The organism is Janthinobacterium sp. PAMC25594 (assembly GCF_019443505.1).
Lineage (GTDB): Bacteria > Pseudomonadota > Gammaproteobacteria > Burkholderiales > Burkholderiaceae_D > Janthinobacterium.
This window is the reverse complement of the sequence record NZ_CP080377.1, coordinates 4,874,610-4,901,109: the sequence shown is the minus strand read 5'-3', so window position 1 is coordinate 4,901,109 and position 26,500 is coordinate 4,874,610. Positions and strand designations below refer to the sequence as shown.

General features: G+C 62.0%; 27 protein-coding genes. 10 read left to right on the top strand and 17 right to left on the bottom strand.

Annotated features, from left to right (window positions below):
* Window position 1: 1 nt before the first annotated feature.
* The 5 genes from KY494_RS21980 to KY494_RS21960 form a co-directional block, all read right to left on the bottom strand.
* Window positions 2-2,239, bottom strand: coding sequence for a methyl-accepting chemotaxis protein (locus KY494_RS21980; RefSeq protein ID WP_219888235.1), 2,238 nt, complete (start codon window positions 2,237-2,239; stop codon window positions 2-4).
* Window positions 2,239-2,859 carry a chemotaxis protein CheW gene (locus KY494_RS21975; RefSeq protein WP_306823173.1) on the bottom strand — a complete coding sequence of 207 codons (621 nt, stop codon included), beginning with the start codon at window positions 2,857-2,859 and terminating at the stop codon, window positions 2,239-2,241. Before KY494_RS21975 ends, KY494_RS21980 begins: the two co-directional genes overlap by 1 nt.
* Before the next feature lie 11 nt (window positions 2,860-2,870).
* Entirely contained in the window at window positions 2,871-3,236 is a 366-nt protein-coding gene (locus KY494_RS21970; RefSeq protein ID WP_219132766.1) for a response regulator transcription factor, read from the bottom strand.
* Between the two features lie 48 nt (window positions 3,237-3,284).
* Complete coding sequence (locus KY494_RS21965; RefSeq protein WP_306823172.1) at window positions 3,285-3,707, bottom strand: response regulator; 423 nt, start codon at window positions 3,705-3,707, stop codon at window positions 3,285-3,287.
* 84 nt (window positions 3,708-3,791) lie between these two features.
* Window positions 3,792-3,944, bottom strand: coding sequence for a rubredoxin (locus KY494_RS21960; protein WP_010401308.1), 153 nt, complete (start codon window positions 3,942-3,944; stop codon window positions 3,792-3,794).
* A 96-nt stretch (window positions 3,945-4,040) separates the two neighbouring features.
* On the opposite strand from KY494_RS21960, the gene KY494_RS21955 reads away from it, so the two are divergent.
* Both KY494_RS21955 and hemL read left to right on the top strand, forming a co-directional pair.
* The gene (locus KY494_RS21955; RefSeq protein ID WP_219132765.1) at window positions 4,041-4,898 is read left to right on the top strand and encodes a hydroxymethylpyrimidine/phosphomethylpyrimidine kinase; all 858 of its coding nucleotides are present in this window, start codon (window positions 4,041-4,043) and stop codon (window positions 4,896-4,898) included.
* Window positions 4,899-4,957: 59 nt separating this feature from the next.
* Entirely contained in the window at window positions 4,958-6,247 is a 1,290-nt protein-coding gene (hemL, locus tag KY494_RS21950) for a glutamate-1-semialdehyde 2,1-aminomutase (RefSeq protein ID WP_219888234.1), read from the top strand.
* A 6-nt stretch (window positions 6,248-6,253) separates the two neighbouring features.
* On the opposite strand, the gene KY494_RS21945 is transcribed toward hemL, so the two are convergent.
* The 9 genes from KY494_RS21945 to mpl form a co-directional block, all read right to left on the bottom strand.
* Entirely contained in the window at window positions 6,254-6,970 is a 717-nt protein-coding gene (locus KY494_RS21945) for an HAD family phosphatase (RefSeq protein ID WP_219888233.1), read from the bottom strand.
* Window positions 6,971-7,247: 277 nt separating this feature from the next.
* Window positions 7,248-8,213, bottom strand: coding sequence for a magnesium/cobalt transporter CorA (gene corA, locus KY494_RS21940; protein WP_034746658.1), 966 nt, complete (start codon window positions 8,211-8,213; stop codon window positions 7,248-7,250).
* Between the two features lie 221 nt (window positions 8,214-8,434).
* The gene (gene mtgA, locus KY494_RS21935) at window positions 8,435-9,181 is read right to left on the bottom strand and encodes a monofunctional biosynthetic peptidoglycan transglycosylase (protein WP_375143492.1); all 747 of its coding nucleotides are present in this window, start codon (window positions 9,179-9,181) and stop codon (window positions 8,435-8,437) included.
* Complete coding sequence (aroE, locus tag KY494_RS21930) at window positions 9,163-9,990, bottom strand: shikimate dehydrogenase (protein WP_219891692.1); 828 nt, start codon at window positions 9,988-9,990, stop codon at window positions 9,163-9,165. The genes mtgA and aroE overlap by 19 nt, the downstream gene beginning before the upstream one ends.
* Before the next feature lie 11 nt (window positions 9,991-10,001).
* Entirely contained in the window at window positions 10,002-10,859 is an 858-nt protein-coding gene (locus KY494_RS21925; protein WP_219132949.1) for an energy transducer TonB, read from the bottom strand.
* A gap of 137 nt (window positions 10,860-10,996) precedes the next feature.
* Entirely contained in the window at window positions 10,997-13,066 is a 2,070-nt protein-coding gene (locus KY494_RS21920) for a ribonuclease catalytic domain-containing protein (protein WP_219132762.1), read from the bottom strand.
* Window positions 13,067-13,068: 2 nt separating this feature from the next.
* Window positions 13,069-13,683 carry a chorismate lyase gene (locus KY494_RS21915; RefSeq protein ID WP_219888232.1) on the bottom strand — a complete coding sequence of 205 codons (615 nt, stop codon included), beginning with the start codon at window positions 13,681-13,683 and terminating at the stop codon, window positions 13,069-13,071.
* A complete protein-coding gene (locus KY494_RS21910; protein WP_219888231.1) occupies window positions 13,680-14,264 on the bottom strand; it encodes a YqiA/YcfP family alpha/beta fold hydrolase in 585 nt (194 codons plus the stop codon). Before KY494_RS21910 ends, KY494_RS21915 begins: the two co-directional genes overlap by 4 nt.
* Window positions 14,261-15,601: a UDP-N-acetylmuramate:L-alanyl-gamma-D-glutamyl-meso-diaminopimelate ligase gene (mpl, locus tag KY494_RS21905; protein ID WP_258194968.1), complete on the bottom strand. Its 1,341-nt coding sequence runs from the start codon at window positions 15,599-15,601 to the stop codon at window positions 14,261-14,263. Before mpl ends, KY494_RS21910 begins: the two co-directional genes overlap by 4 nt.
* Before the next feature lie 150 nt (window positions 15,602-15,751).
* On the opposite strand from mpl, the gene KY494_RS21900 reads away from it, so the two are divergent.
* From KY494_RS21900 to KY494_RS21865, 8 genes are all read left to right on the top strand, one after another.
* On the top strand, window positions 15,752-16,390 hold the full coding sequence (locus tag KY494_RS21900; RefSeq protein WP_219888230.1) for a hypothetical protein: 639 nt from the start codon (window positions 15,752-15,754) through the stop codon (window positions 16,388-16,390).
* Window positions 16,391-16,409: 19 nt separating this feature from the next.
* A complete protein-coding gene (locus tag KY494_RS21895; RefSeq protein WP_219888229.1) occupies window positions 16,410-16,964 on the top strand; it encodes a TlpA disulfide reductase family protein in 555 nt (184 codons plus the stop codon).
* 82 nt (window positions 16,965-17,046) lie between these two features.
* Window positions 17,047-17,484 (top strand): type II 3-dehydroquinate dehydratase, encoded by a 438-nt coding sequence (gene aroQ / locus KY494_RS21890; RefSeq protein WP_071075522.1) that lies wholly within the window; start codon window positions 17,047-17,049, stop codon window positions 17,482-17,484.
* Window positions 17,485-17,574: 90 nt separating this feature from the next.
* Window positions 17,575-18,033 carry an acetyl-CoA carboxylase biotin carboxyl carrier protein gene (accB, locus tag KY494_RS21885; protein ID WP_096237829.1) on the top strand — a complete coding sequence of 153 codons (459 nt, stop codon included), beginning with the start codon at window positions 17,575-17,577 and terminating at the stop codon, window positions 18,031-18,033.
* A 101-nt stretch (window positions 18,034-18,134) separates the two neighbouring features.
* On the top strand, window positions 18,135-19,550 hold the full coding sequence (gene accC / locus KY494_RS21880) for an acetyl-CoA carboxylase biotin carboxylase subunit (protein WP_102119631.1): 1,416 nt from the start codon (window positions 18,135-18,137) through the stop codon (window positions 19,548-19,550).
* On the top strand, window positions 19,547-20,491 hold the full coding sequence (prmA, locus tag KY494_RS21875) for a 50S ribosomal protein L11 methyltransferase (protein ID WP_219888228.1): 945 nt from the start codon (window positions 19,547-19,549) through the stop codon (window positions 20,489-20,491). The genes accC and prmA overlap by 4 nt, the downstream gene beginning before the upstream one ends.
* An 8-nt stretch (window positions 20,492-20,499) precedes the next feature.
* Entirely contained in the window at window positions 20,500-21,720 is a 1,221-nt protein-coding gene (locus tag KY494_RS21870) for a DUF3426 domain-containing protein (protein WP_219888227.1), read from the top strand.
* 11 nt (window positions 21,721-21,731) lie between these two features.
* Window positions 21,732-22,670, top strand: coding sequence for a carbohydrate kinase family protein (locus KY494_RS21865; protein ID WP_219888226.1), 939 nt, complete (start codon window positions 21,732-21,734; stop codon window positions 22,668-22,670).
* Between the two features lie 117 nt (window positions 22,671-22,787).
* Here the strand turns inward: KY494_RS21865 and KY494_RS21860 are convergent, their stop codons facing one another.
* The 3 genes from KY494_RS21860 to KY494_RS21850 all read right to left on the bottom strand — a co-directional run bounded on the left by KY494_RS21860 (window position 22,788) and on the right by KY494_RS21850 (window position 26,497).
* A complete protein-coding gene (locus tag KY494_RS21860) occupies window positions 22,788-23,321 on the bottom strand; it encodes a YggT family protein (protein WP_227742044.1) in 534 nt (177 codons plus the stop codon).
* Between the two features lie 83 nt (window positions 23,322-23,404).
* A complete protein-coding gene (locus KY494_RS21855; RefSeq protein WP_219888225.1) occupies window positions 23,405-24,607 on the bottom strand; it encodes a hypothetical protein in 1,203 nt (400 codons plus the stop codon).
* A gap of 738 nt (window positions 24,608-25,345) precedes the next feature.
* Entirely contained in the window at window positions 25,346-26,497 is a 1,152-nt protein-coding gene (locus KY494_RS21850; protein WP_100874451.1) for a ribonucleotide-diphosphate reductase subunit beta, read from the bottom strand.
* Between the last annotated feature and the right edge of the window lie 3 nt (window positions 26,498-26,500).

The following is a 26,500-nucleotide window of genomic DNA, read 5'->3' as shown; positions in this document are numbered from 1 at the left end:
TTCAGGCGGCGACGCGGAAGCGCGACACCGAGTTTTTCAGTTCCTGCGCCAGCATCGACAACTTGTGGATCGACTGCGCCGTTTGCTGCGTGCCATCCTGGGTCTGCTCCGTCACGCTCAGGATATGCTGGATATTCAAGGCCACGCCGCTGGCCGAACCGGCCTGCGTGCCGGTGGCAAACGAGATGCCCTGAATCAGTTCGGCCAGGTGTTTCGACACCTGGCTGATGTCGTTCAAGGCCGCGCCGGCCGCGTCGGACAGGCGTGCGCCCTCGACCACGCCGTGCGTGGATTTTTCCATCGCGCGGGTGGCGTCCTGGGTATCGGCCTGGATGGTGCGCACCAGCGCGCCGATCTGCTTGGCGGCGGCGGCCGAGCGTTCGGCCAGGCGCTGCACTTCCTCGGCGACGACGGAAAAGCCGCGCCCCGCTTCGCCGGCCGACGCGGCCTGGATGGCGGCGTTCAGCGCCAGCACGTTGGTCTGCTCGGTGATGTCGGAAATGAGCTCGGTGATTTCGCCGATTTCCTGCGACGATTCGCCCAGGCGCTTGATGCGCTTGGAGGTATCCTGGATCTGCTCGCGGATTTCATGCATGCCCTTGATGGCGTTTTCCACCGCCGTCGAACCCTGCTGCGCCGCCGCCACCGACTGGCGCGCCACGTCGGCCGAGACGCTGGCCGACTTCGACACGTCGGTAATCGCATTGGCCATCTTGACCACGGTGGCGCTGACGCCCTGGATTTCGCGCGACTGCTGCTGCGACGCGATCAGCAGCTTGCTGGAGATGCTTTGCGCCTGCGTCGAGGCGCGGTTGACCTGTTCGGCCGTCGCCGTCACCCGCCCCACCAGGCCGCGCAATTCCTCGACCGTGTAGTTGACGGAATCGGCGATGGCGCCAGTGATGTCTTCCGACACGGTGGCCTGCACCGTCAGGTCGCCATCGGCGACCTTCTGCAATTCGTTCATCAGGCGCAGGATGGCCGCCTGGTTCTGCTCATTCCTGGCCTTCGCCTCTTCCTCTTTTCCCTGCGACAGCAGGCGCAGGATTTCCGCTTCCTGGCGCCGCCGCTCGGCGTCGCGCGTGCGGTTGACGGAGTCCTGCAGCAGCACGCGGCCGATGCCGGCCGCCGCGATCAGGGTCAGCAACACGCCGCCGACCATCATCCAGAAGGCGATGCCCAGCGTTTCCTGGTTCACGTGGTACATCTGCTGCAGCAGGGTCAAACGCTGGCGCAGGTCTTCGTTCTCGTTGAAGATCAGCTGTTCGGCGCTTTTCGCGGCACTGAATTTATCCAGGCGGTCGAGTATCGACGACACCAGCTTCTGGTAATTATCGAAACTGGCTTTCAGCGCCACCAGCCGGTCGCGCAGTTCGGCGTCGCGCGTGGGCGCCAGTTGCAGCGACACGCTGCCATTGAGCAGGCCTTCGACGGCGGTGCGGAAATACGTCGTGTCGCGCCCCAGCGAAAACGCCGTTTCCGAGCTGATGCTGCCCGACGACAGGAACTCGCTGGCACTGCGGCTCATGCGCTGGCTCAGCATCATCAGGCGGCCGATGACGGCCAGGTCGCGCGCGTTGCCGCCGCGCTGCACCTTGAGTGCCGCGACTTCCTCCGTTTGCGCCAGCAGCGCCGGCGACAGCGCGTTCAATTGCTGCAAGGTCTTGTCGAATTCGCCCAGCTCGGTTTTCAGGCGCAAGATGGTACTGGCCGCGCGGTCGCTGCTGGCCCACTTCTTGCGCGCGTCGGCCACCGCCGCCAGCAGGCCGGAACGCGACTCGCCGATATCGCGGCCGTGATACGTCCCGCCGCGCAGCATCAGGCGGAAATCCTGGTTCAGTTCATTGCGGCTTTCCTCAAGCTGGCGGAAGGCTTCCGGATTGCCTTGCACGGCGTTCGGCGCGGCCTTGCCGATGCGCTGCGAATGCATCAGCGCGTCGCTGGCCAGCTGCGTCTGCGCCGAAGCGATATTGCCGCTGCGCGTGTTGAGGCCGACGAACAGCAGGCTGGCGGCCAGGCTCAGGGCCATCACCGTCGAGAGGATGCTCAGCTGCTTTTGCAGCGGCAAATGGCCGATCAGCGGCAGCTTCAAGTCGCTGACGGGTGCCTTGGCCAGCGACTTGCGCCGCCCCAGCGCGTCGCGCAGGCGCAGCGGCAGGTCGGCCGCCGCTGCCGGCTCGCCGGCAGCATGCTCCGCTTCGGGCATGCCGGCCGCCAGGATAGGAGAATTGGCACCCATCAGCAAATATCCTTGTGGTCGAATAGCCCGCCAAAGCCGGCGTCGAGGAAGCGCTCCGCCTGCGCCAGCTGCGCCAGGTCCAGGCGCAGCCACTGCTGCCCTTCGCTGTCGCGCAGCGCCTGCGCCGCCCAGGACGGCGGCGCATCCGGCACGGATACGGGCTGCATCGTGCGCAGCTGGCGCAAGCCCAGCACGCGTTCGACCAGCACAGCGCAATTGAGACCCAGGCGGGGAGAAAACGTGATGATGCGGCAGTGATTGCCAGGCGTGCAGGCCGGCTCGCCCATGTAGCGGGCCAGGTCGACGACCCCCGTCAGGCGTCCGCGCATGGCCGCCAGGCCCAGGTACCAGTCCTGCGCCAGCGGCACGCCCTGGATCTGCACCCCGGCGGCGATGACGATTTCACCGAGCTGCGTCAGGTCGAGCAGGCACGGCCGGCCACCAAGCATCACGCCCAATTCCTTGCGCGCTGCCAGCGCGCCGCTGCGCGCGGCCTGTATCCGCTCGATCAATTGCAGCTGATACTGGCGCAAGCGCCCCTGCCGCGCGCCCGTCTCGAAGGATGGCATGGCGGCAGCGGCAGGCGAAAAGGCCGCGGTGGACTCGCCGTTCCCTGACATCGTGTACATTCTCAGGAAAGCGCGGCGATCTTGGCCAGCAGCTCGGCTTCGACCACCGGCTTGACCAGATAATCGCGCGCGCCCTGGCGCAAGCCCCAGATGCGGTCCGTTTCCTGGCTCTTGCTGGAGCAGATAATCACCGGCACGTCCTGCAGTTCGGGATCGCGCGCAATCGCGCGCGTGATCTGGAAGCCATTCGCACCGGGCATCACCACATCCATCAGGATCAGGTCGGGCCTGGCCTGCTTCAGTTGCGCCAGCGCGTCGGCGCCGTCCTGCGCCGTAAAGACGGCATAACCGGCACGCACCAGCATCTCGCTCAGGTAGTAGCGTTCTGTCGGCGAGTCATCGACGATCAGAATTGTGTGTATGGCCATCTGCTTCCTTGCTGCGTTGTCAATCAATAAACCACTTAGAATAGGCTCTTACTCAAAATGCCTGGCCAGGTGCAGCCGCACGGCCTCCAGCAGCGCCTCGCGCGCCAGCGGCTTGACCAGGCAGGCGCTGGCGCCTGCCATGGCGCCGCGCGCGCGGTCGAACAAGCCCTCCTTCGACGACAGCATCAGCACCGGCGTGGCGTGATGCGCCGCGCTGGCCTTGATCAGCGCACAGGTGCGGTAGCCGTCCAGGCGCGGCATCACGATGTCGCACACGATCAGCGCCGGCTGGCAATCGGCGATCTTGGCCAGGGCCTCGAAGCCGTTTTCCGCCACCACCACGCGATAACCGGCCTCGCCCAGGATGTTCGCGGCCGCGCTGCGTATCGTCGCGCTGTCGTCGATGACGAGGATCGTGGCACTGGCGCACGCGGCCTCGGACGGCATCTCGGGCAAAAAGGGACGCGTCATGTGATTATTCGACAATCTTTCATACCATAGCACAGGCTGCCGCGATACTGCGTGCGGCAGCACCATCCCGGGGAACTCGATGAATTACAGCGCCACCATCTCGAAATCATCCTTGCGCGCACCGCATTCAGGACAGGTCCAGTTCATCGGAACATCGGCCCAACGCGTGCCGGGAGCGATGTCTTCGTCGGGCAGACCGGCCGCTTCATCATAAACCCAGCCGCAAATGAGACACATCCACGTTTGGAATTGCTGCGTTGTTTCGTTGCTACTCACGTTCTGCCACCCTTCAATCAAGTAAAATGCTGAATTAGGTATCTTAATCTACCCGCCGTGCAAAACCAAACTTCTCCCCTCATATTAAGCTTCGGCGTGTCCGATCCGGTCGGTGCGATCGGCATCCAGGCCGACCTGGCCACATTTTCAGCCTTCGGCTGCCATGGCCTGTCGGTCACCACGGGCCTCTTGATCAGCGATACGGCGCGCGTGGAAGACGTGCAGGCGGTCGACCCGGACTGGGTTTCCGACCAGGCGCGCGTGCTGCTGGAAGACATGTCCGTCTCGGCCATCAAGATCGGCGCGCTGGGCAGCGTGGAAAACGTCACGGCCATCGCCGAAATCGTCTCCGACTATCCGAACGTGCCGCTGATCCTCGATCCCTTCATTTCGGCGCTGCCGGAACAGGGCATGGACGACGAAGACATCCTCACCGCCGTGCGCCAGCTGCTGATCCCGCAAACGACCTTGCTGGTGCTCTCGCCGGTGGAGCTGGAGCGCCTGGCCGAGACCTGGCGCGACGCCGATCCGGACGACACCCTGCAAAACGACGTCGATTACCTGGTGGCCCTGGGCTGCGAATACGTGCTCGTCACCGGCATGCCGGCCGACGCCAGCAAGTCCGGCACGGGCGAAGGCAAGTTGCGCGCCAATACCCTGTTCGGCGAGGACGGCGTGGTGCGCCACGACGAATGGCAGCACCTGCCAGGCATCTTCAACGGCGCCGGCAGCACCCTGTCGGCGGCCGCCACCGCCCTGCTGGCCCTGGCGGAAAACGAAGACGATGTGCCGCAGGTCGTCGTGGCGGCGCAGGAATTTACCACCGGCGCGCTGGCCCACGCGCAGCGCCACGGCATGGGCAAGCTGGTGCCGAACCGGTTGTTCCGGCAGCAGCGCCAGCGCGGCGCCCAATAATCCCGTCCAGACAAACACAGACAACACAGACAACGATCCACTCTCAAGGCACGATTATCATGACGACGACTTCACAGAACGACATCCTGTTTGCCCGCGCACAAAAAACCACGCCAGGCGGCGTCAATTCGCCCGTGCGCGCCTTCCGCTCCGTCGGCGGCACGCCGCGCTTCATCACGCGCGCCGAAGGCCCGTACTTCTGGGATGCGGACGGCAAACGCTATATCGACTACATCGGCTCCTGGGGCCCGGCCATCGTCGGCCACGCCCACCCGGAAGTGGTGAAAGCGGTGCAGGATGCGGCCGCGCTGGGCCTGTCGTTCGGCGCGCCGACCGAAGGCGAAGTGCTGATGGCCGAGGAAATCACGCGTCTGGTGCCATCAATCGAGCAGGTACGCCTGGTGTCGTCGGGCACGGAAGCGACCATGAGCGCCCTGCGCCTGGCGCGCGGCGCCACGGGACGCGACAAGATCGTCAAGTTCGAAGGCTGCTACCACGGCCACGCCGACTCGCTGCTGGTGAAAGCGGGCAGCGGCCTGCTCACCTTCGGCAACCCGACGTCGGCCGGCGTGCCCGAAGATTTCGTCAAGCACACCCTGGTGCTCGACTATAACAACGTGGAGCAGCTGAAGGACGCCTTCGACAGCTTCGGCGCGGAAATCGCCTGCGTCATCGTCGAACCGGTGGCCGGCAACATGAACCTGGTGAAAGCCACGCCGCAATTCCTGCAAGCGATGCGCGAGCTGTGCACGCAGCACGGCGCCCTGCTCATTTTCGATGAAGTCATGTGCGGCTTGCGCGTGGCCCTGGGCGGCGCGCAAGCGCTGTACGGCATCAAGCCCGACCTCACCGCGCTGGGCAAGGTGATCGGCGGCGGCATGCCGGTGGCGGCCTTCGGCGGCAGCGCGGCGCTGATGCACCACATGGCGCCGCTGGGCGCCGTCTACCAGGCCGGCACCTTGTCCGGCAACCCGGTCGCCGTGGCGGCCGGCATGGCCACCTTGAAACTGATCCAGCAACCGGGCTTCTACGAGCAGCTGGGCGCCACGGCCAAGCGCCTGGCCGAAGGCTTGACAAGCGCGGCGAAGGACGCGGGCGTGGTCTTCTGCGCCGACTACATCGGCGGCATGTTCGGCATCTATTTCAGCGCCACCCCACCGACCAGTTACGCGGAAATGATGGCGGGCGACCGCAGCAAGTTCAACGCCTTCTTCCACGCCATGCTGGACGAAGGCGTGTACTTCGCGCCCGCCGCCTTCGAGGCGGGCTTCGTCTCGGCACAGCACGATGATGCCGTCATCGACGCCACCATCGACGCCGCGCGCAAGGTGTTTGCTAAATTAGCATAAGCACAGTCAGACGGTCGCGGTATCCATCACCGCGGCCACCAGCGCCGGCAGGCTGGCCATGTCGCTGAACACGACATGCGCGCCGGCCGCTTTCAACCTATCTTCCTGGCCGGCGGCGATATGCCCGCCGCCGATGAATCCCAATACCGTCATGCCCGCCGCCACGGCGGCCGTCACGCCCGTGACGCTGTCTTCCAGCACCAGACACTGACCCGGCGGCACGCCAAACGCGGCCGCTGCCGCCAGGTACACGCCCGGATGCGGCTTGGCATGGCCGACCAGGTCCGGCGTGAAGACGCGCTTGTCGAACAGCGGCGCCATGCCAGTGCGCTCAAGCGCCGACAACACGCGCGCGCTGACGCTGTTCGAGGCCACGGCCTTGGGCAGCGCAATGGCGGCCAGCGCCTGCGCCACGCCCGGTACGGCGCGCAATTGCGCATCGCAGGCCGCATCGACGGCGTTGCCGATGGCCATGATCTCGTCGGCCGGCAATTGCGGCAGTCCCAGTTCCTTGTAGATATCCTGCATCAGCGGCACCAGGCGCTGGCCCAGGCGCGGCTCGATCAAGCCTTGCACGGTGACACCCTGGGGCAGGTTCGGCAGGCGCGGTGCCAGCAATTCCAGCAGCGCTTGCAGGGCCACGGCTTCGCTGTCGATCAGCACGCCATCGCAGTCGCTGATCAGATGGGTAAAGCGCGGTGGGGTGGTGGCGGTATCAGGCATGGACTCTCCAGAAGACAACGGTGACGGGAAATGCGGCAGCTGGCCAACAAGGCCGGCTTCGCAACGATCATAGGTGGAACAGGCGGACGCTGCCACGCAGAAAACGTCTGAATGACGATACTTTTCTGCAAAAGGCAGACTACGGGGGAAAGACTGGCTTAACACAGACAACGTAGATACCAATTCAATACCACGCAATACCAATGATTATCGCTGATTTTTGAAATTGCTGCGCTTGCCTTGAAACCGGGACGCGGACGCGCCCCGGCGATGCGGTTTACTTCAGCCAGCCACGGTGGCGGAAGTACAGGAACGGTGCGATGGCGCTGGTGATCATCAAGCCCCAGGCCCAAGGATAACCGAACGACCATTCCAGTTCCGGCATCAGCTTGAAGTTCATGCCGTACACGCTGGCGATCAGCGTCGGCGGCAGGAAGGCCACGCTGGCCACCGAGAAGATCTTGATGATCTTGTTCTGGTTGATGTTGATGAAACCGACGGTGGCATCCATCAGGAAGTTGATCTTGTCGAACAGGAAAGAGGTATGGCCGTCCAGCGATTCGATGTCGCGCAAAATCTGCCGCGCTTCCTCGAACTGCTCGGAATTGAGCAAGCGGCCGCGCATCAAAAAGCTCACGGCGCGGCGCGTATCCATCATGTTGCGGCGGATACGGCCATTCAAATCTTCTTCGTGGGCAATCGCGTTCAGCGCTTCGGCCGCGTGCGCATCGGTAAATTCCTTTTGCAGCACGCGCGTGCTGACTTCTTCCAGGTTCTGGTAGATGCCTTCGAGCACGTCGGCCGAATATTCGGCATCGGTGGCGTACAGGTCGAGCAGCACGTCCATGTAGTCGGCGATCGAGCCTGGCCGCGAGCGGGCGCGCATGCGCACCAGGCGGAACACGGGCAGGTCGTCCGTATGCATGGAAAACAGGATCTTGCGCGCCAGGATGAAGGCCACGGTGATGACGCGCGAAGGACCGTCGTCTTCTTCACGCAGGAAGTCGGTGCGCAGATGCAAGTCGCCATTTTCCGCTTCGTAATAGCGGGCCGACGCTTCAATATCCTTGACTTCGTCCTCGCCCGGCAGCGTGACGTTGTAGATGGCCTTGACCCAGGCCCGTTCATCATCGGTGGGGTCGGTCAGGTCGACCCACACCGGTTCGGCATTTTCGAGGTCTGCGCGGCTGTCGATCGGCACCTGGTTGAGCCGGCCATTCTGTAATACAAAGACATTGATCATGCGCGCTCTCAGCCGGATGTGGGGTTATCGTGATGTGCTGGCGCTGGCGCCAAAAATGAAAACAGCGCAAGTGTACCCGCAAAGGCCTTTTCACGACCACCCCCGGCACCGCTTTTTCACGGAAAAAGTACGGCGTTGCACCAAGGGAGACGATTAAGATGCTGCGCCGCAATAGTGCCAATCAGGCAGCTTTGATTTTATGCAAATAAAGCCGGCTGCCATCAAGGCAATTCCGCCGCCCCCATGCGGCGCAGGATGACACTGGTGCGCCGGTTCAGATAGCCCGTATCGCGGTGACGGTCATAAAAGCGGGGATTTGGCAGCATCACGGCCAGTTTCGCCGCCTGCGCCGCGCTCAAGCCCGCCGCGCTGACATGGTAATAGTGGCGCGCGGCCGCTTCGGCGCCGAAGATACCCGTGCCAAATTCCACCACGTTCAAATAGATTTCAAAGATGCGCTGCTTCTCCATCAGGCTTTCCAGCATGTACGTGATGATCAGTTCCTGGCCCTTGCGCACATAGCTGCGCGAACCGGACAGGAACAGATTCTTCGCCAGTTGCTGCGTGATGGTCGAACCGCCCGCCACAACCTTTTGTTTTTTGCTATTTTTCTCATAAGCCTTTTGCAAGGCTTCCCAGTCCACGCCTTCGTGCTCGGAAAAATTCGCGTCTTCCGAGGCGATGATGGCCCGTTTCAGATTGTTCGAGATGCGGTTGTATGGCACCCACGTCTGCTGGATGGTCGCATTCGGATTCTTGTCCTGCAAGACGGACAACTGTTCGCGCATGAAAGCCGTGCTGGACGGGTTGTGGTCGACCCACCACCAGATTTGCAGGAAGAAATACAGTTGCACGACGATAAAGGCCAGCACGGGCACGATGAACAGCCACTTGATCCAGCCGTAGCGGCGGCCGCCACCACCTTTGCGCGCGCCCTTCTTGCCGCCGCTCACAGGCTGCCCCGCAATTGCGCCAGCAAGTCCTGCGTCCGCGGCCGCACGCCGCGCCACACGTCAAACGCTTCGGCCGCCTGCTCCACCAGCATGCCCAGGCCGTCGCGCACCTGCGCGCCATGCTGGGCGGCAAAGTCCATGAAGACGGTGGGCTGGGCGCCATACATCATGTCCAGCGCCAGCGTGTGGCTGCCGAAGATACCCGCTGGCACGGGCGGCAAGTCGCCCGCCAGGCTGGCCGAGGTGGCATTGATGACGATATCGAATACGCCGTCGGGCTGCGTGTAGCCGCCGGCGCGCAGCTGGGCAGCGTGACGCGCCGCGTCCGCAAACTGCGCCACCAGCGCCTCGGCCGTGGCCACGGTGCGGTTGGCAATAAAAATTTCCTGCGGTCCCTGTTCCAGCAAGGGCAGCACCACGCCGCGCGCCGCGCCGCCCGCGCCCAGCAGCAGGACGCGCTTGCCGGCGATGGCCACACCTGCGTTGCGCATGATGTCGGCCACCAGGCCCGCGCCATCGGTATTGTCGCCAAGAATGGTGGCGCCATCGAAACGCAGGGTATTGACGGCGCCGGCCGCTTGCGCGCGCGGCGTCAGGACGGTGGCCAGCGCACACGCATCGAGTTTGAAGGGCACCGTCACGTTCGCGCCCTTGCCGCCCTCGGCGGCAAACGTGCGAGCGGCCAGGGCAAAGCCATCGAGCGGCGCCAGCCGGCGATCGTAGACGATGGGCTCGCCCGTCTGCAAGGCAAACGCGGCGTGGATCAGGGGGGACTTGCTGTGGGCGATGGGATTGCCGAAGACGCAATATTGATCGGGATTCATTTCTTGCTTGTTCAATTGCTGCCGCCAGTCAGGTTAGCTTCCATTTTTTCTTCGCGCGTAAATTTGAAACGGGTGATGACGACCCACAGGTCATCTTTATCACTTGACAACATATTCGGTGGGAAACGGCCGAACGGTGCCGCGCGGCGCACGATGGCCAGGGCGGCCGCGTCCAGCTCTGGGTTGCCCGAGCTTTTTTCCACGCGGGCGCCGCCTTCCTTCTGGTAAATCGTGCCGTCCTGGAAGATGGGGATGTAGACGACCAGTTCGCCATATATCTTGCGGCCATTCTTTTGCGGGAAATTCAGGGTGCCGATTTCCTCGATGCGCTTTTGCAGGGTCTTGTAATACATGGCATAGCCGACCTCCTGCGTGCTGGGCGTAATGAAAGTCTTGCGCGGACGTTTATTCTGGTCTTCCACGGTCTGGCTGATCTCGGCCGCCATGCGCGCGATGGCCTTGCTGCTTTCCATCAAGTCCGAACCGGACGCCAGCGGATTCGGTTTGTCCTTTTCCGTGACGGGCGCGGCGCTGTAGGGCGTCGGCTTGGCCGCCTGTGTCAGCAATTCCTGCTGTTTTTGTTCCAGTTCGGCAATGCGCCGGGCGCTGGCCTTGACGCTGTCGCCCTCTTCCACTTTGCGCATGTCGGGCAAGGGCGACTTGGCGCGGCCCTTGTCGGCCTGGCCACCGCCATCGAGGTTGGCTTGCGCCAGAGCATCGGCCTTCAGCGGTTTGTTCGCATGCTTGGCGTTGACCAGGATCACTTCCAGGCCGGGGTCGGTGGCGACGGCCCGCTGCGGCGCCGGGGCGACAAAATGCATCGCCAGCAAGGCGCCATGCGCCAGCAGCGATACCGCCACGGCAATCATCAGGAAACGATTCTCTCGGAAAGACTTCACGCGCAACCCAGTTCCTTACAACACAAGATACAAGATGGCTGAATTCTACGTCAAAGGGCGATGCCGGCAACAGTTTTCAGCACCGCCTTGATGGCCGCACCGAGGCCTTACTTGACCTCGGGCTCGCTGACCACGTCTTCGCTGACCAGTTCCGCCACTTCCGCCTCGGCGTCGCTGACCTGGTTCGCCGCTTCCGGCGCTACTTCCTCCGCGCCGTCGTCGCCCGATTCTTCCTCGTAGTCGAGCTCGGCGTTAGCCGCCGCATCGGGCACGGCGGCGATTTCCAGCAGGCGCGCTTCAATGCTCAGGTCGACTTCATCCCAGCGCAGCAAGTCCAGTTTCACCTGGGCGCCGCGCGCCACCGATGGCATGCCCGGCAGCTTGATGACCAGCGGAATGTCGACCAGGCGCAAAATCTCGTCTTTCAGGACGACGGCATCGACCTGACGCGCGTTTTCCTGGTGCAGCCAGCGCAAGCACCAGTAGCGTTCCATGTTCGACTGGAAATCGCCATACGCGGCATACGCGGCGTCGAACGCCGAAACGATGGCGAACAAATTCGCATCACGGGGCTTGAACGGGGCCACCAGCGGCGCCGTCACGCCATGCTCGGCGCAGGCGATGATTTGCCACTGGTTCACCAGATCCGTGTAGCGGCGCAACGGTGATGTGCTCCATGCGTATTGATCCACGCCCAGGCCCTGGTGCGGCGCCGCATGGGTGACCATGCGTACCTGCATCTTTGCCGCCCAGCTATTGCCGCTGCCGCCGCCCTGGCTGCGGTAGATGCCCGGCACGCCATGGTCGTGCAGCATCTTGCCCCAGGTACTGTTGGCGAAAATCATCAATTCGGCGACGATCTTGTCCAGCGGCGCGCCACGCTTGCGGCGCGCCACGGTGACGATATCGTTTTCCACATAAAAGTTGAAATCGACGCGGTTGTTCTGTTCCGGCTTCAGGCCAAACGCTTCGCGCTTCTTCATGCGGCCCTGCTCCAGCTGCTGCGCCCATTGCCACAGCACGGCAAAATCAGCCTTGTGCGGGTACTCGCCTTCGCCGCTGGCCAGGGTTTCCTCGTTGACCAGGTCGTCGAGCTGGTTGTGGCGCAAATTGCTGGCGATCGGCACCAGCTCGGCGCGCGTCTGCGTGCTGATGACCGCCCAGTCGGCTTTCGGGTCCAGGGTGGCATACAGCGACAAGGCCGGGCACGTCGTGCCTTCCGCCAGGGTAAACGCATTGACGATTTCGTCCGGCAACATGGTGATCTTGTCGCCCGGCATGTAGACGGTCGACATGCGCTGGCGCGCCATCTTGTCGATCACGTCTTCCGGGCGGATGCCCAGGCCCGGCGCGGCGATGTGTATACCCACTTTCACGGTGCCATCGGGCAGCGGCTGCACCGAGAAGGCATCGTCGATCTCGGTGGTGGTCACGTCGTCGATCGAGAAGGCGGCCACATCGGCCAGCGGCAGCTTGGCCGTCACGGCGGGCACGGGCACGCTGGGGAAACCGGCGCCTTTCGGGAAATTCTCGAAAAGAAATTTCGACAGGTGCAGGTCTTTCGGCGAAGCAATACCGCCGACAGCCAGCATCAAACGCGGCGGCGTCGTGTGCAATTCCGTGCACGCCGCTTCCAGCGCCTTGTATTCAATCGTGTTCTTGTCCGGCTTGAACAGCAGTTGCAACACCATGGGCTGCATCGAGGCGGGCAAGCGGTTCTGTTTCAGCTCTTCCACATAGCTTGCCTGCACCAGCGCCTGCTGCTTTTTCTTTTCGATGCCGGCCAGGGCCGCCTTCAGCGACGCTTCCGGCGCCGCCTTGTAGCGGCCACGGCCCTTCTTGTAGAAATACACGGGCGCCGAATGCAAGGCCAGGATCAGGCCGGCCGCTTCCGGCGGCAGCGGTGCGTGGCCGAAATATTCGGCGCCCAGCTCGGCAAAGCCGAACTCGTCTTCGCCCGCCACTTCCCACAGGAAATCGAGGTCGATCTCGGCGGCAATGCTCTTGGCTTGTTCCAGCAGTTCGGCCGGGGCCGGCTTTTCATACTGCAACAACACATCCTTGACCTTGACCTTGGTGCGCTTGCCGCTGGCCATTTCCACTTGATACGCTTCACCCGCTTGCGACAGGACCGTGCCGACCTTGAAATCGCCGGATTCTTCAAAAAATAGATTCATTGTTATGCTTTGTTTATTAATGTGTCGGTTGTAACGGTGCGAGTGAGGGACGTCAACTCCAGCACCGCCGGCAAAAATACTTCGGTTACCAGCAGCAAGCCCTGGTGACGCTGATACAGGCAGCGGCGGGCAAAAAACAGCACCTGTTCGTCGACGCGCCGCCCTTCCCTTGCCAGCGCCGCCTGCGCCCGCTGCACCAGCGGGTGGCCGGCGCGCAAGCGCGCAAATTCCAGTGCACCGCGCCGTACCATGCGGTCACCGAACAGGGTCGTGCCCAGCGAGCGCTCGCCCAGCGCGGAAAACAGGGGCCAGTCCGTGGCCGTCGCCTGCATGGGCACGACGGTATGGCCAAACACGGCCGGTTTGTTATCACAACGCAACAGCACTTCGCGTTCCCATACCCGGCCCGCGCGGTGCAAACCAATGATGGCCGCCTCATCGTTCAGACAACGTGCCGTTTCCTGATGCAAACATTGCACGCGAAATGTCTGGCTATGCGCTTTCAGCTTGGCCGTCAGCGAACCGCCACCCGTCAGCCAGTGGCGCAAGGCCAGTGGCGCATTGACGGCATTCACGTGCGCATGCCATTGCGCCTGGCGCAGCGAACCCGGCCTCACTGGGCGGCGTCCGCATCGATGCCGCAAAAGGCCAGCACGGGCGCCAGGTAGTCGGCAAATTCGCTGATGCCATGGTCGCTGCCGTCGATGACGCACTGTTGCGCCCCCTGATAATGCGCCAGCATATCGCGGTAGTCGAGCACTTCATCGCCGGTGGCGGCAATCAGAAAGTAACGTTGCGGCTCAGTAATTTTCGCTACGGCAAACGCGCGCAGTTCGTCGATATACTCGCGCTTGAACTCGAATGGCTGGTCCGAATGGAACTCGGTCGTCACGCCCACATGCTGTTCCAGGTCGATCAGCGGCACGATGGCGGGATTGAGCAGCACGGCGCGGCAACCGAGCCGCTCGGCCAGCCAGGTGGCGTAATAGCCGCCCAAGGACGAGCCGATGATGGTCAGGTCGGCCGGCGCCACGTCTTTCACTAATGACAGGGCCAGCTCAATGGCCAGCTTGGGCGAGGCCGGCAATTGCGGACACAGCCACTCTGCCTCGCGGCCCAGCGCCTGCATCTGCGCGGCCAGCAGGCGCGACTTCATCGACAGGGGCGACGAGCGGAATCCATGCAGGTACAGAATCATCGGCCCAGGGCCTCCAGCAATTTCTGGTGCACGCCGCCAAAGCCGCCGTTGCTCATGACCACGATCTGGTCGCCGGGACGGGCGGCAGCCGCCACGGCGGCCACCAGGGTATCGATGTCTTCATAGGCGCTGGCAATCTTGCCCAGCGGCGCCAGCGCGTCGCCCAGACTCCAGCCCAGCGCCGCATGGCTGCCGAAACCGAAGACCAAGTCCGCATCCTTCAGGCTGCCGGGCAGCGCATCTTTCATGGCGCCCAGCTTCATGGTGTTCGAACGCGGTTCCAGCACGGCCAGGATGCGGCCGGCGTTACCAATCTTCTGGCGCAAGCCGCCCACGGTGGTGGCAATGGCCGTCGGGTGATGCGCGAAATCGTCGTACACGGTGATGCCGTTGACGACGCCGCGCACTTCCATGCGGCGCTTGACGCTGTCGAACGTGGCCAGCGAGGCACACGCCTGGGCAATGGGCACGCCCACATGGCGCGCGGCGGCAATCGCCGCCAGCGCATTGCTGCGGTTGTGCTTGCCCGTCAGGGCCCACGCCACATGGCCTTCCTGCTGGCCATTGAAGAACACGTCGAAGCTGCCATCGGCCTGCTCTTGCAGTTGCCAGTTAGCATCTTGACCAAAACTTTCCTTTTCACTCCAGCAACCACGCGCCAGCACGCGCTGCAGCGACGCTTCGTCGCCATTGAACACGAGGCGGCCGATGCCAGGCACCGTGCGCACCAGATGGTGGAATTGCGTCTCGATCGCGTGCAGATCGGGGAAGATGTCGGCGTGATCGTATTCCAGGTTATTCATGATGGCCGTCTTCGCGTGGTAATGCACGAACTTGCTGCGCTTGTCGAAGAAGGCCGTATCGTATTCATCGGCTTCGATGACGAAGAAGTCCGAATCGGCGCTCTTGCCATCGATCTTGCCGCTGAGGCGGGCGGAAATGCCAAAGTTCATCGGCACGCCGCCGATCAGGAAACCCGGCGCGTAGCCCGCGTCTTCAAGTATCCAGGCCAGCATGGCCGAGGTGGTCGTCTTGCCATGCGTGCCGGCCACGGCCAGCACCCACTTGTTGCGCAAGATGTGTTCGCCGATCCACTGCGGGCCGGACACGTACGGCAGGCTGCGGTTGAGGATTTCTTCCACCAGCGGGTTGCCGCGCGAAACGACATTGCCAATCACATACAAATCCGGGTTCAGCTTGGTTTGTTCGGGATCAAAGCCCTGGATCAGTTCGATTCCCTGCGATTCCAGCTGGGTGCTCATCGGCGGATACACGTTGGCATCGCAACCGGTGACTTTATGGCCGGCTTCCTTGGCCAGCACGGCCAGGCCGCCCATGAAGGTACCGCAAATGCCGAGAATATGAATATGCATGTGATCAGTGCGAAGGTGCACGCTTAAGTAAGTAAGACGGTGAGATAAAAAAGAGCAAGTGTGGGATTTTACCTGACGCCATGACTTTTTCCGCTTCGGAGTATCATCTCGCTCATGACGAACGATGCATTTGACGATAGCGCGCAGTTGCGCCAGGAAATCGCCGCCGCTGCCGCGCGCCTCGTGGCGCAGGATGGCGCCGACTATGGCAGCGCCAAGCGCAAGGCGGCGCGGCAAGTCCTCGGCGACGCGCCGAACCGGGCCAATATACTGCCCGATAACGACATGATCGAGGAACAGGTACGGCAATACAATGCCCTGTTCCTGGCCGACAGCCAGCCGGCGCGCCTGTTCCAGCTGCGCACGATCGCGCTGCAAGTGATGGAAGCGTTGCAACAATTTCATCCCCTGCTCAGCGGCCCCGTGCTCAATGGCACGGCCGGCCCCCACGACGAGATCTATTTGCAGCTGTTTGCCGAGAGCGCCAAGGACATCCACATCTTCCTGCTGAATAAAAATGTCGTGCTCGACATGTCGGAAAGCCCGCATTTCAAGGGAGCGCGTTATGATGCGGTCGAGACAGCCAGTTTCTTGTGGAAAAACGAAGGCGTGCACGCAGCCATGTATGAGCTCGACGATATGCGCGGCGCACTGAAAGCCAAGGCGGACGGCAAAGTGCTGCGCACCGACATCACGGGGCTGCGCAGCCTGCTGGCCGCCAGCCTCGCCGATGGCGTGCCGGCTGCCGACTAACATTGATATAGATAAAGTTATGACAAAAAAGAATTGGATCGGCTGCGCCATCGTGGCGCTGATGTTCGGCGCCATGGGCGCTTACGTGGGCTTGAGCAAGGAAAAAGCGAAAGCAGCGGGCCCGCTGACGACCACCATCGCGCCCGGCGCGACCGGCCCCGTCAACGAACTGTATGCGCTGTCCCTGCCGGATGCGGCGGGTGCCACGCAAGCCTTGTCGCAATGGAAAGGCAAGAATTTGCTGGTGAATTTCTGGGCGCCGTGGTGCCCGCCTTGCGTGGAAGAAATGCCGGAGTTATCCGAAGTGCAAGGTCACTATGCGGCGAAAAACCTGCAGGTGATCGGTATCGGCATCGATTCAGCCAGCAATATTGCCACTTTTGCCAGCAAGGTCAAGATCGCCTATCCCGTGTATGTGTCCGGCATGAGCGGCACCGACCTGTCGCGTCATTTTGGTAATGCCACGGGCGGTTTGCCCTTTACGGTGCTGATCGGCGCCGATGGCGAAGTCAAAAAGACCTATCTGGGCCGCTTGAAATTTGATCAGTTGCGCACCGATCTGGATAAATTGTAAATTCGGAGCGTGCTTTTTTCTCTTGCCAATGCGTATCTTTGGCGGCAAAATGCGGAACTTTCGCTAAAACGGTCTTCCATACATGGCAAAAAACCTCCTTCTGCTCAACGGTCCCAACCTGAATTTGCTGGGAACGCGCGAGCCTGAGGTCTACGGCGCCAGCACCTTGGCCGATATCGAGCAGGCAGCAATGGCGCAAGCCATGGCGGCCGGTGCCGACCTGATCTGCTTTCAAAGCAACCATGAAGGCGCACTGATCGACCGCATCCATGCCGCGCGAGCGGAAGGGATCGATGCCATCGTCATCAATCCGGGCGGCCTGACCCATACCAGCGTTGCCTTGCGCGATGCGCTGGCCGGGGTCGCCATCCCGTTCGTGGAAGTCCATATCTCGAATATTTATCAACGCGAAACGTTTCGACATCACTCATTTCTCAGCGCGATCGCGCAGGGGACGATCTGCGGGCTAGGTATCGATGGATATCGGCTTGCCATCGACTTTGCGCTTAAAAAACGTTAATCTACGCGATCTGCACGTATTTAGCGCGGCGATAGGTTCTGGACATCACCGCATCACTCATAAAACAAACTACATTCCTAGGGGTTTTACATGGATCTACGAAAACTCAAGACCTTGATCGACCTGGTCGCCGAATCGGATATCGCAGAGCTGGAAGTGACCGAAGGCGAAAGCAAGGTTCGCATCGTCAAATCGTCGGCCATGCCGCAAAACCAGATGGTCATGATGCAGCCGCAAGGCATGCAAGCCCACTACCAGCCAGCCGCACCAGCCGCGCCTGCGCCGGCGGCCGCAGTCGTCGCCGCCGAGCCTACGGGCTATGTGGTCAAGTCGCCGATGGTTGGCACCTTCTACCGCTCCTCCGCTCCTGGCAGCGCCGCCTATGTTGAAGTGGGCTCGGCCGTCAAGGAAGGTGATACCCTGTGCATCATCGAAGCGATGAAGCTGCTGAATGAAATCGACTCCGATAAAGCCGGCGTCGTGACCCAGATCCTGGTCGAAAACGGCCAACCGGTCGAATTCGGTCAACCCTTGTTTGTGATCGGCTAAAACCCAGTCCACACGGCCGGCAACGGCCGTTTGCAGTTTTAGCCCCTCACACTTGTTGTTTCGCCGGCTCGCCGGCTCTCACAGACATACGCGAACCTACCATGTTTGAAAAAATCCTGATTGCCAACCGTGGTGAAATTGCCCTCCGTATTCAGCGCGCCTGCCGCGAAATGGGCATCAAAACGGTTGTAGTCCACTCCGAAGCCGACAAGGACGCGAAATACGTCAAGCTGGCCGACGAATCCGTTTGTATCGGCCCGGCCCAGTCGTCCCTGAGCTACCTGAACATGCCCGCCATCATCAGCGCCGCTGAAGTGACGGATGCACAAGCGATTCACCCAGGCTATGGCTTCCTGTCGGAAAACGCCGACTTTGCCGAACGCGTCGAGAAGTCGGGCTTCGTCTTCATCGGCCCCCGCTCCGAATCGATCCGTTTGATGGGCGATAAAGTGTCGGCCAAGCAAACCATGATCAAGGCCGGCGTGCCGTGCGTGCCCGGCTCCGAAGGCGCGTTGCCGGACGATCCGAAAGCGATCGTGCAAATTGCCCGCAAGGTCGGCTACCCGGTCATCATCAAGGCTGCCGGCGGCGGTGGCGGACGCGGCATGCGCGTGGTGCACACGGAAGCTGCCCTGATCAACGCCGTGTCGATGACCAAGACGGAAGCCGGCACGGCTTTCGGCAACCCTGAAGTGTATATGGAGAAGTACCTGGAAAATCCGCGCCACGTGGAAATCCAGATCCTCGCCGACGAACACAAGAACGCCGTCTGGCTGGGCGAGCGCGACTGCTCCATGCAGCGCCGCCACCAGAAAGTGATCGAAGAAGCACCAGCACCGGGCATCCCGCGCAAACTCATCGAGAAAATTGGCGACCGTTGCGCCGAAGCCTGCCGCAAGATCGGCTACCGCGGCGCCGGCACGTTTGAATTCCTGTACGAAAACGGCGAGTTCTATTTCATTGAAATGAATACACGCGTGCAAGTGGAACATCCCGTCACCGAGATGATCACCGGCATCGACATCGTGCAAGAGCAGATCCGCATCGCCGCTGGCGAAAAACTGCGTTTCCGCCAGCGCGACGTCTTGCTGTCGGGCCACGCCATCGAGTGCCGCATCAATGCCGAAGACCCGTTCAAGTTCACGCCATCGCCAGGCAAGATCGTCTCGTGGCATGCGCCGGGCGGCCCTGGCATCCGCGTCGACTCGCACGCCTACGCCGGTTACTATGTGCCGCCGCACTACGACTCGATGATCGGCAAAGTGATCGCTTACGGCGCCACGCGCGAGCAAGCGATCCGCCGCATGCAGATCGCTCTGTCCGAAATGGTGGTCGAAGGCATCAACACGAATATCGCCCTGCATCGCGAACTGATGATCGACGCGCGCTTCATCGAAGGCGGCACCAACATTCACTATCTGGAACAGAAACTGGCCGACATGCCGGACCTGGGCAAGAACCTGAATAGCGGCAGCCCCAGCATCGCCAAGAAATCCGAAATCAAGGCGGGCGCATGAGCTGGACGGAAATCGTCATCGAAATCGCCCGTGACAACGCCGAGGCCATGTCCGACGCCTTGATGGAAGCGGGTGCCCTGTCGGTCTCGGTGGAAGACGCCGATGAAGGCACGGATGCCGAGCAGCCCCTGTTTGGCGAGCCCGGCATGGAACCGAAGGAAGCGGCGTGGGAACGCAGCCGCGTGGTGGCGCTGACCGACGTCGACGCCGACCAGGCCGCCATCGTGGCCGCCGCAGCCGAAGCGGTCGGCATGGTGGAAGTGCCCGCCTTTAGCATGCGCCCCGTGGAAGAGCAGGACTGGGTGCGCCTGACCCAGTCGCAATTCGCCCCGATTCACATCGGCAAGAATATCTGGGTCGTGCCCAGCTGGCACGAGGCACCGGATCCTGACGGCCTGATCCTGGAACTGGACCCGGGCCTGGCCTTCGGCACGGGCAGCCATCCGACCACGCGTTTGTGCATGGAATGGCTGGAAGCCCATCCCGCCCCCGGCAAGAGCGTGCTCGACTACGGTTGCGGTTCCGGCATCCTGGCCATGGTGGCCAAGAAGCTCGGCGCGCAAACCGTGGTCGGCGTCGATATCGACCCGCAAGCGATCGAATCGGCTGGCTTGAATGCCGAACGCAACCAGTGCGAGATCGAATATTTCTTGCCAGACACGTTTGCCACGTCGGCACACGCCACGGCCAAGTTTGACATCGTCGTCGCCAACATCCTGTCGAGCCCATTGAAGGTGATGGCGCCCATGCTGTCGGGCAGAGTCGCCGCCGGCGGCGCCCTGATCCTGTCCGGCGTGCTGGCACGCCAGGCGGAAGAAGTGGCCGCGGCCTACGCACCGTTCATCGAACTGGGCGTGTGGGCCGAGCAAGATGGCTGGGTGGCCCTGCATGGCCGCCTGGGCAGCACGCAAGCGCCTGCGCCCCGCGCGGAAGGTGCATAAGCACAGCAATGGCCCTCGCCACCAAATGCCCCCATTGCAACACGATATTTCGGGTCGCTGCTGACCAGTTGAAGTTACGTGGGGGCATCGTGCGCTGCGGCACGTGCAGGGAAGTCTTTGACGGCAATGCCGCGCTGGTCGATCCAGCCGCGGCATCGCCGTTTTTAACGTCCGGCCCCGGCGCTGACGCCCCGCTGTCGACCACGTATCCGGCCGACAACAGCCTGCCGTCCGCCACGGACGACGAACCCATCTATTCTCTCGACTTCGACACCTCGTTCGACCCGTTTGGCATCTTGCCGGCAACGGCGCAGCTCAAGGAAGACCACGGCGACCACATCGAGCTGGACCTCGACGTCAGCCTGCCCGACGAGGCGCTGGCCGACGCGCCTGTCGCCGCCCCTGTCATGGCACCGGCCGAAGCACCGGAAGCGCCGCTGCCCCAGCCGATGGCACCGTTCAAGCGCCGCCAGGTCGATGACGCGCCCGCCTTCGCCACGTATCTGCGCGACAGCCGCCGCGAACCGAGCCTGGAAGCCGAGGCCGCCCCGGCGTTGCCTGCCATCGACAAAGTCAGCCTGGACAAACCCGTGCCCGCGCGCCGGGAACCGACGCTGGCCGACCACGCTTTCGAAGCGCTGCCTGCCGCCCCCGTTGCGCCGGAGCCAGCCGAAGAGCAGGACGAACCCGTCCTGCCGCCGGCCGACGACGAACCGGCCTTTGTGACCCAGGGCCGGCGCCGCGAACAGAGCGGCAAGGCCGTGCGCGCGGCCATGGCCATCGGCTCGGCGGTGCTGCTGTTCTTGTTATTGCTGCAAGTGATGACCACCTTCCGCAATCCGCTGGCGGCGCAGTTCCCGCAGTGGAAGCCGACCCTGGTCGCGCTGTGCAAGCTCAGTGGCTGCCAGGTCGACTTGCCGGCGCAGATCGAAGCGCTGTCCATCGAACAGGGTGAATTGCAAACCCTGAAGGAACAGACGTTTTCCTATGTCTCGCTGCTGCGCAACCAGAGCCGCAGCGTGCAAGCCTGGCCCAGCATCGAACTGATACTCAACGACGCCAACGACAAGCCGCTCTTGCGCCGTGTCATTGCGCCGCGCGACTACCTGCCAGCCACTATCGATGTGAGCAAGGGTTTTGCGGCGCGCTCGGAACAAACCATCAAACTGTACTTTGCATTAGACCAGCTCACGGCGTCTGGCTACCATATCGCCATCTTTTACCCTTAACCGACACTATCATGACCAACACATCGCTGATCTGCGGCTCGCTCGCCACCGACACCATCATGCAATTCCCCGGCCGCTTCGGCGAATCGCTGCTGGCCGACCAATTGCACAAGGTGAACGTGTCCTTCCTCGTGCCCACCATGCGCACGGAGTTCGGCGGCTGCTCGGGCAACATCGCCTACAGCCTGAAAATGCTGGGCGGCGACCCGCGCATCGTCGGCGTCATGGGCCAGGACAGCGCCGCCTACCTGGAACGCCTGCAAAAGCTGGGCATTTCCACCGCCAACATCCTGATCAAGGCCGACAGCTACAACGCGCAGTGCTTCGTCACGGCCGATGCGGACAATAACCAGATCAATGCCTTCCACCCGGGTGCCATGTCGTTCGCGCATGAAAACCCGGTCGCCAATGCGGGCCCGGCCAAGGTTGCCATCATTTCGCCCGACGGCGACCTTGGCATGCTCAAGCACGCCGCCGACCTGGCCGAGCTGGGCATCCCCTTCATGTTCGACCCGGGTCAACAGTTGCCACGCTTCAATGGCGAACAGTTGATCGACTTCATCGACAAAGCCACGTATGTATCGGCCAACGATTATGAGATGGAAATGTTGATGGAACGTACGGGCTTGACCCTGCCGGACATCGCCAGCCGCCTGGACGCGCTGATCGTCACGCGTGGCGAAAAAGGTTCGGAAATCTATACGGACGGCAAGCGCATCGACATTCCTGTCGTGACCGCCAAGGAAGTGCTGGACCCGACCGGTTGCGGCGACGCTTACCGTGCTGGCTTGCTGTTCGGCATCACCAACGACCTGGGCTGGGAAACCAGCGGCCGCCTGGCCAGCCTGCTGGGCGCGATCAAAATCGCCACGCAGGGCGCGCAAAACCATGTGTTTACGCCCGAAAGCATCGCCGAGCAGTTTGAAGCGGCGTTCGGTTACCGCTATTAATATGTAGGTCGTAGGTCGGATTAGCGGGGCGCAGCCACGCGTAATCCGACAACATCATTGGCATGGCGGGTGACGTCGGGTTACGCTACGCTAACCCGACCTACGCCACCATCACCGTCATCGCAGCACAATAATCATCCCCACCAGCACTTGCGCGATCTGCAACAGAATCAGCGCCACCAGCAGCGACAAGTCCAGGCTGCCGACCAGCGGCACGACCTTGCGGATCGGACGCAGCAGCGGCTCGTTCAGGGCGCGAACAAACGGCGCCAGCGGCGCATGCGGGTTGACCCAGCTGAAGATGGCTTCGATGATCAGCAGGGCCATGAAACCGTAGAGTATCCATTGCAGGAAGCGTTGCAGCGACTTGAGCAGCACCACTTCGACGGGAGCGCCTGAAATAAACAGCACCGAACTGGCCAGCAGCACGATCAGGAAGGCGCCGATCAGGCTGGCCCAGTCATACCCGCCCACGCCCGGCACCACGCGGCGCAGGGGGCGCACCAGCCAGTCGGACAATTGAAACGTGAATTGCGCCACCGATGAAGGGGGCCGCACGCGCACCGCCTGCATCCAGAAGCGCAGCAGCAATACGCCGCCCAGCAAGGTGGCAATGGTATCAACGATCAATGTAAGGATAACGATCAGCACGACTAATTCTCCAAAAAAAAACCGCTGTGTGATTGAGTCACACAGCGGCGTGTTGCCTCATCCAGGCACCCGTATCGTCGAAATTACGATGGGCGGGTGCTGGTTGGGAATGGCCAGGCTGCAGCCGGTGCCAACACGGTTTTTGCTACAGGTGCGATAGGTGCCGATGGCTTGGCGACAGGCGCTGCCTTCTTCGGTGCGGCCTTTTTAGGCGCGGCCTTCTTGGCGGCTGGCTTGGCGACCACGGCGGCAGGTGCCGCTGCTGCCGCTGCCACGACTGGCGCCGCGGCTGGCTTGGCGGCAGGTTTCGCTGCGGCTTTCGCTGCTGGCTTGGCTGCTACCTTGGCCGCTGGCTTGGCTGCAGGTTTCGCTGCAACCTTGGCGGCAGGTTTCGCTGCTGCTTTGGCGACCGGTTTGGCGGCCACTTTAGCTGCTGGCTTGGCGGCAACTTTCGCTACCGGCTTGGCTGCTACCTTGGCCGCTGGCTTGGCTGCAGCTTTGGCTGCCGGCTTCGCTGCTACCTTGGCGGCTGGCTTGGCGACGACTTTTTTCGCTGCTGGCTTCGCTACTGCTTTGGCGGCAGGTTTCGCTGCGGCTTTCGCTGCTGGCTTGGCTGCTGCTTTGACGACCGGCTTGGCAACGACTTTTTTCGCTGCTGCCTTGGCGGCTGGCTTGGCTGCCGCTTTTGCTGCCGGCTTTGCTGCTGCCTTGGCCGCTGGCTTGGCTGCAGCTTTTGCTGCTGGCTTCGCTGCTGCTTTGGCGGCCGGCTTGGCTGCTGCCTTGGCGACGACTTTTTTCGCTGCTGGCTTGGCTGCTGCCTTGGCGACCGGTTTGGCGGCAGGTTTCGCTGCGGCTTTTTTCACTGCTGGCTTGGCTGCTGGTTTTGCTGCCGCTTTGGCCGCTGGTTTTGCCGCGGCTTTTGCTGCTGGCTTGGCAACGGCTTTTTTCACGACAGGCTTGGCGGCTGCCTTGGCGGCAGGTTTCGCTGCCACTTTCGCGGCTGGCTTGGCTACCAGCTTGGCTGCCGGCTTAGCTGCTGCCTTGGCCGCTGGTTTCGCTGCGGCTTTCGCTACTGGCTTGGCTGCCACTTTTGCTGCCGGCTTGGCGGCCACTTTTGCTGCAGGCTTGGCTGCGGCTTTGGCGACTGGTTTGGCGGCTGGTTTCGCTGCGGCTTTGGCAGCTGGTTTAGCGGCAACCGTCTTGACTGCGGCTGCCGGCTTCTTCGCGGCAGGAGCAGCCTTGGCGGCTGGTTTCTTTACTTCTGATTTCTTAGCGGCTGTTGCCATTTGTCTCTCCTTCATCTGAGATGAGAAATTTAAGCTACAAGATTTAAACCCGTCCGACCCACCACAGGGATAGGCCAGGCGAATTATTCATCGGCACAAACGGTCGTTTGCGCTAATGAATTCGGCACCAGCTGAACTGCTGCAACTCCTCACGTTTGCAGCACTTCAGCCATCGTCGGTGCCACCCTGCTTTATCTCGCAGCTGGTGGCAAAGTCTGAATTCGGTCATTCGTTTTCGATGCCGTGCGTTTTTTCGCTCCTCGCATCGCGCTCGCCACAACACCCATGCGTCAAATAAAAAACCGCCATGCCTGAAAAAATTCGGGCACGGCGGCAGACGAAAACGGTGTGGTTTTGTGCATATCCGTGTAAATCTGTATCCCTGTTTTGCGAGCTTTTTTCGCTACCGCGCTGGTTATAAAACCCCGCATTCTAACGCTCGCATTTGCAATCTCATAAAGTACACGAAAACCTTGTCAATGCGCAACCGGCACGACACGTTTTCAGGCGCTTTTTTGCACGTTACGCGTGCTATCGCACAATCGCGCGGCAAATGCCGCCGCCAGCGTGTCCTGAAATGATTTTTTGGGCCCGCCATGCCTCCATGCGCGGCATCCGAAAATCCAGGCGCAAGCCTCGTCGCATCGCCGATTGAAGCATGCATTTTGCCGCCGCCATGCACGCGAAAAAAAAGCGCCGTCACGATGACGGCGCTTCCTGGCGTAGCCTGAAAAACGCTTATTCCCAGTTCAACGCACCACCGGTTTGATACTCGGTCACGCGCGTCTCGAAGAAGTTGCGTTCCTTCTTCATGTCGATCATTTCGCTCATCCACGGGAACGGATTTTCCTCTTGCGCGAACAGCGGCTCGAGGCCGATCTGCTGCGCGCGGCGGTTGGCGATGAAGCGCAGATAGCCCTTGAACATCGGCGCGTTCAGACCCAGAACGCCGCGTGGCATGGTGTCTTCCGCGTACGCGTATTCCAGTTCCACGGCTTGCATGAACAGCACTTTGATCTCTTCGCGGAATTCGGCCGTCCACAGCTGCGGGTTTTCCATCTTGATCGTGTTGATCAAGTCGATGCCGAAGTTGCAGTGCATCGATTCGTCGCGCAGGATGTACTGGTACTGCTCGGCGGCGCCCATCATCTTGTTCTGGCGGCCCAGCGCCAGGATCTGCGTGAAGCCGACGTAGAAGAACAAACCCTCCATCAGGCAGGCAAACACGATCAGGGACTTCAGCAGCTTCTGGTCGTTTTCCACCGTGCCGGTGACAAACGCGGGGTCGGTCAGCGTATTGATGAACGGGATCAGGAATTCATCCTTGTCGCGGATCGACTTGACTTCGTTGTAGGCGTTAAAGATCTCGCCTTCATCCAGGCCCAGCGACTCGACGATGTACTGGTAGGCGTGCGTGTGGATCGCTTCCTCGAACGCCTGGCGCAGCAGGTACTGGCGGCACTCGGGCGCCGTGATGTGGCGGTAGGTGCCCAGCACGATGTTGTTGGCGGCCAGCGAGTCGGCCGTCACGAAGAAACCCAGGTTGCGCTTGACCAGGCGGCGCTCGTCGTCCGTCAGGCCGTTCGGGTTTTTCCACAGCTCGATATCGCGCTGCATGTTCACTTCCTGCGGCATCCAGTGGTTGGCGCAGCCGGCCAGGTATTTGTCCCACGCCCACTTGTACTTGAACGGCACCAGCTGGTTGACGTCCGTCTTGCCGTTGATGATGCGCTTGTCGTCGGCATTCACGCGGCGCGCCACTTGCTCGGCGTTCGCTTCGGACGGCTCGGCACCGGCCGGCAGGTTCAATTCGGTATTTCCCAATGGCGCTTGCTGCGCCGGACGCGGCACAGCTGCCGACGTGGTTTCATCATCCCAGGACAACGACATAAT

Bases quoted from the DNA above. Each gene is read 5' to 3' on its own strand.
- KY494_RS21980 (WP_219888235.1), bottom strand. From the start codon at position 2,239: ATGGGTGCCAATTCTCCTATCCTGGCGGCCGGCATGCCCGAAGCGGAG.
- KY494_RS21975 (WP_306823173.1), bottom strand. From the start codon at position 2,859: ATGTCAGGGAACGGCGAGTCCACCGCGGCCTTTTCGCCTGCCGCTGCC.
- KY494_RS21970 (WP_219132766.1), bottom strand. From the start codon at position 3,236: ATGGCCATACACACAATTCTGATCGTCGATGACTCGCCGACAGAACGC.
- KY494_RS21965 (WP_306823172.1), bottom strand. From the start codon at position 3,707: ATGACGCGTCCCTTTTTGCCCGAGATGCCGTCCGAGGCCGCGTGCGCC.
- KY494_RS21960 (WP_010401308.1), bottom strand. From the start codon at position 3,944: ATGTGTCTCATTTGCGGCTGGGTTTATGATGAAGCGGCCGGTCTGCCC.
- hemL (WP_219888234.1), top strand. From the start codon at position 4,958: ATGACGACGACTTCACAGAACGACATCCTGTTTGCCCGCGCACAAAAA.
- KY494_RS21945 (WP_219888233.1), bottom strand. From the start codon at position 6,970: ATGCCTGATACCGCCACCACCCCACCGCGCTTTACCCATCTGATCAGC.
- corA (WP_034746658.1), bottom strand. From the start codon at position 8,213: ATGATCAATGTCTTTGTATTACAGAATGGCCGGCTCAACCAGGTGCCG.
- aroE (WP_219891692.1), bottom strand. From the start codon at position 9,990: ATGAATCCCGATCAATATTGCGTCTTCGGCAATCCCATCGCCCACAGC.
- KY494_RS21925 (WP_219132949.1), bottom strand. From the start codon at position 10,859: ATGATTGCCGTGGCGGTATCGCTGCTGGCGCATGGCGCCTTGCTGGCG.
- KY494_RS21920 (WP_219132762.1), bottom strand. From the start codon at position 13,066: ATGAATCTATTTTTTGAAGAATCCGGCGATTTCAAGGTCGGCACGGTC.
- KY494_RS21910 (WP_219888231.1), bottom strand. From the start codon at position 14,264: ATGATTCTGTACCTGCATGGATTCCGCTCGTCGCCCCTGTCGATGAAG.
- mpl (WP_258194968.1), bottom strand. From the start codon at position 15,601: ATGGGCGGCCTGGCCGTGCTGGCCAAGGAAGCCGGCCATAAAGTCACC.
- KY494_RS21900 (WP_219888230.1), top strand. From the start codon at position 15,752: ATGACGAACGATGCATTTGACGATAGCGCGCAGTTGCGCCAGGAAATC.
- KY494_RS21895 (WP_219888229.1), top strand. From the start codon at position 16,410: ATGACAAAAAAGAATTGGATCGGCTGCGCCATCGTGGCGCTGATGTTC.
- aroQ (WP_071075522.1), top strand. From the start codon at position 17,047: ATGGCAAAAAACCTCCTTCTGCTCAACGGTCCCAACCTGAATTTGCTG.
- accB (WP_096237829.1), top strand. From the start codon at position 17,575: ATGGATCTACGAAAACTCAAGACCTTGATCGACCTGGTCGCCGAATCG.
- accC (WP_102119631.1), top strand. From the start codon at position 18,135: ATGTTTGAAAAAATCCTGATTGCCAACCGTGGTGAAATTGCCCTCCGT.
- prmA (WP_219888228.1), top strand. From the start codon at position 19,547: ATGAGCTGGACGGAAATCGTCATCGAAATCGCCCGTGACAACGCCGAG.
- KY494_RS21870 (WP_219888227.1), top strand. From the start codon at position 20,500: ATGGCCCTCGCCACCAAATGCCCCCATTGCAACACGATATTTCGGGTC.
- KY494_RS21865 (WP_219888226.1), top strand. From the start codon at position 21,732: ATGACCAACACATCGCTGATCTGCGGCTCGCTCGCCACCGACACCATC.
- KY494_RS21855 (WP_219888225.1), bottom strand. From the start codon at position 24,607: ATGGCAACAGCCGCTAAGAAATCAGAAGTAAAGAAACCAGCCGCCAAG.
- KY494_RS21850 (WP_100874451.1), bottom strand. From the start codon at position 26,497: ATGTCGTTGTCCTGGGATGATGAAACCACGTCGGCAGCTGTGCCGCGT.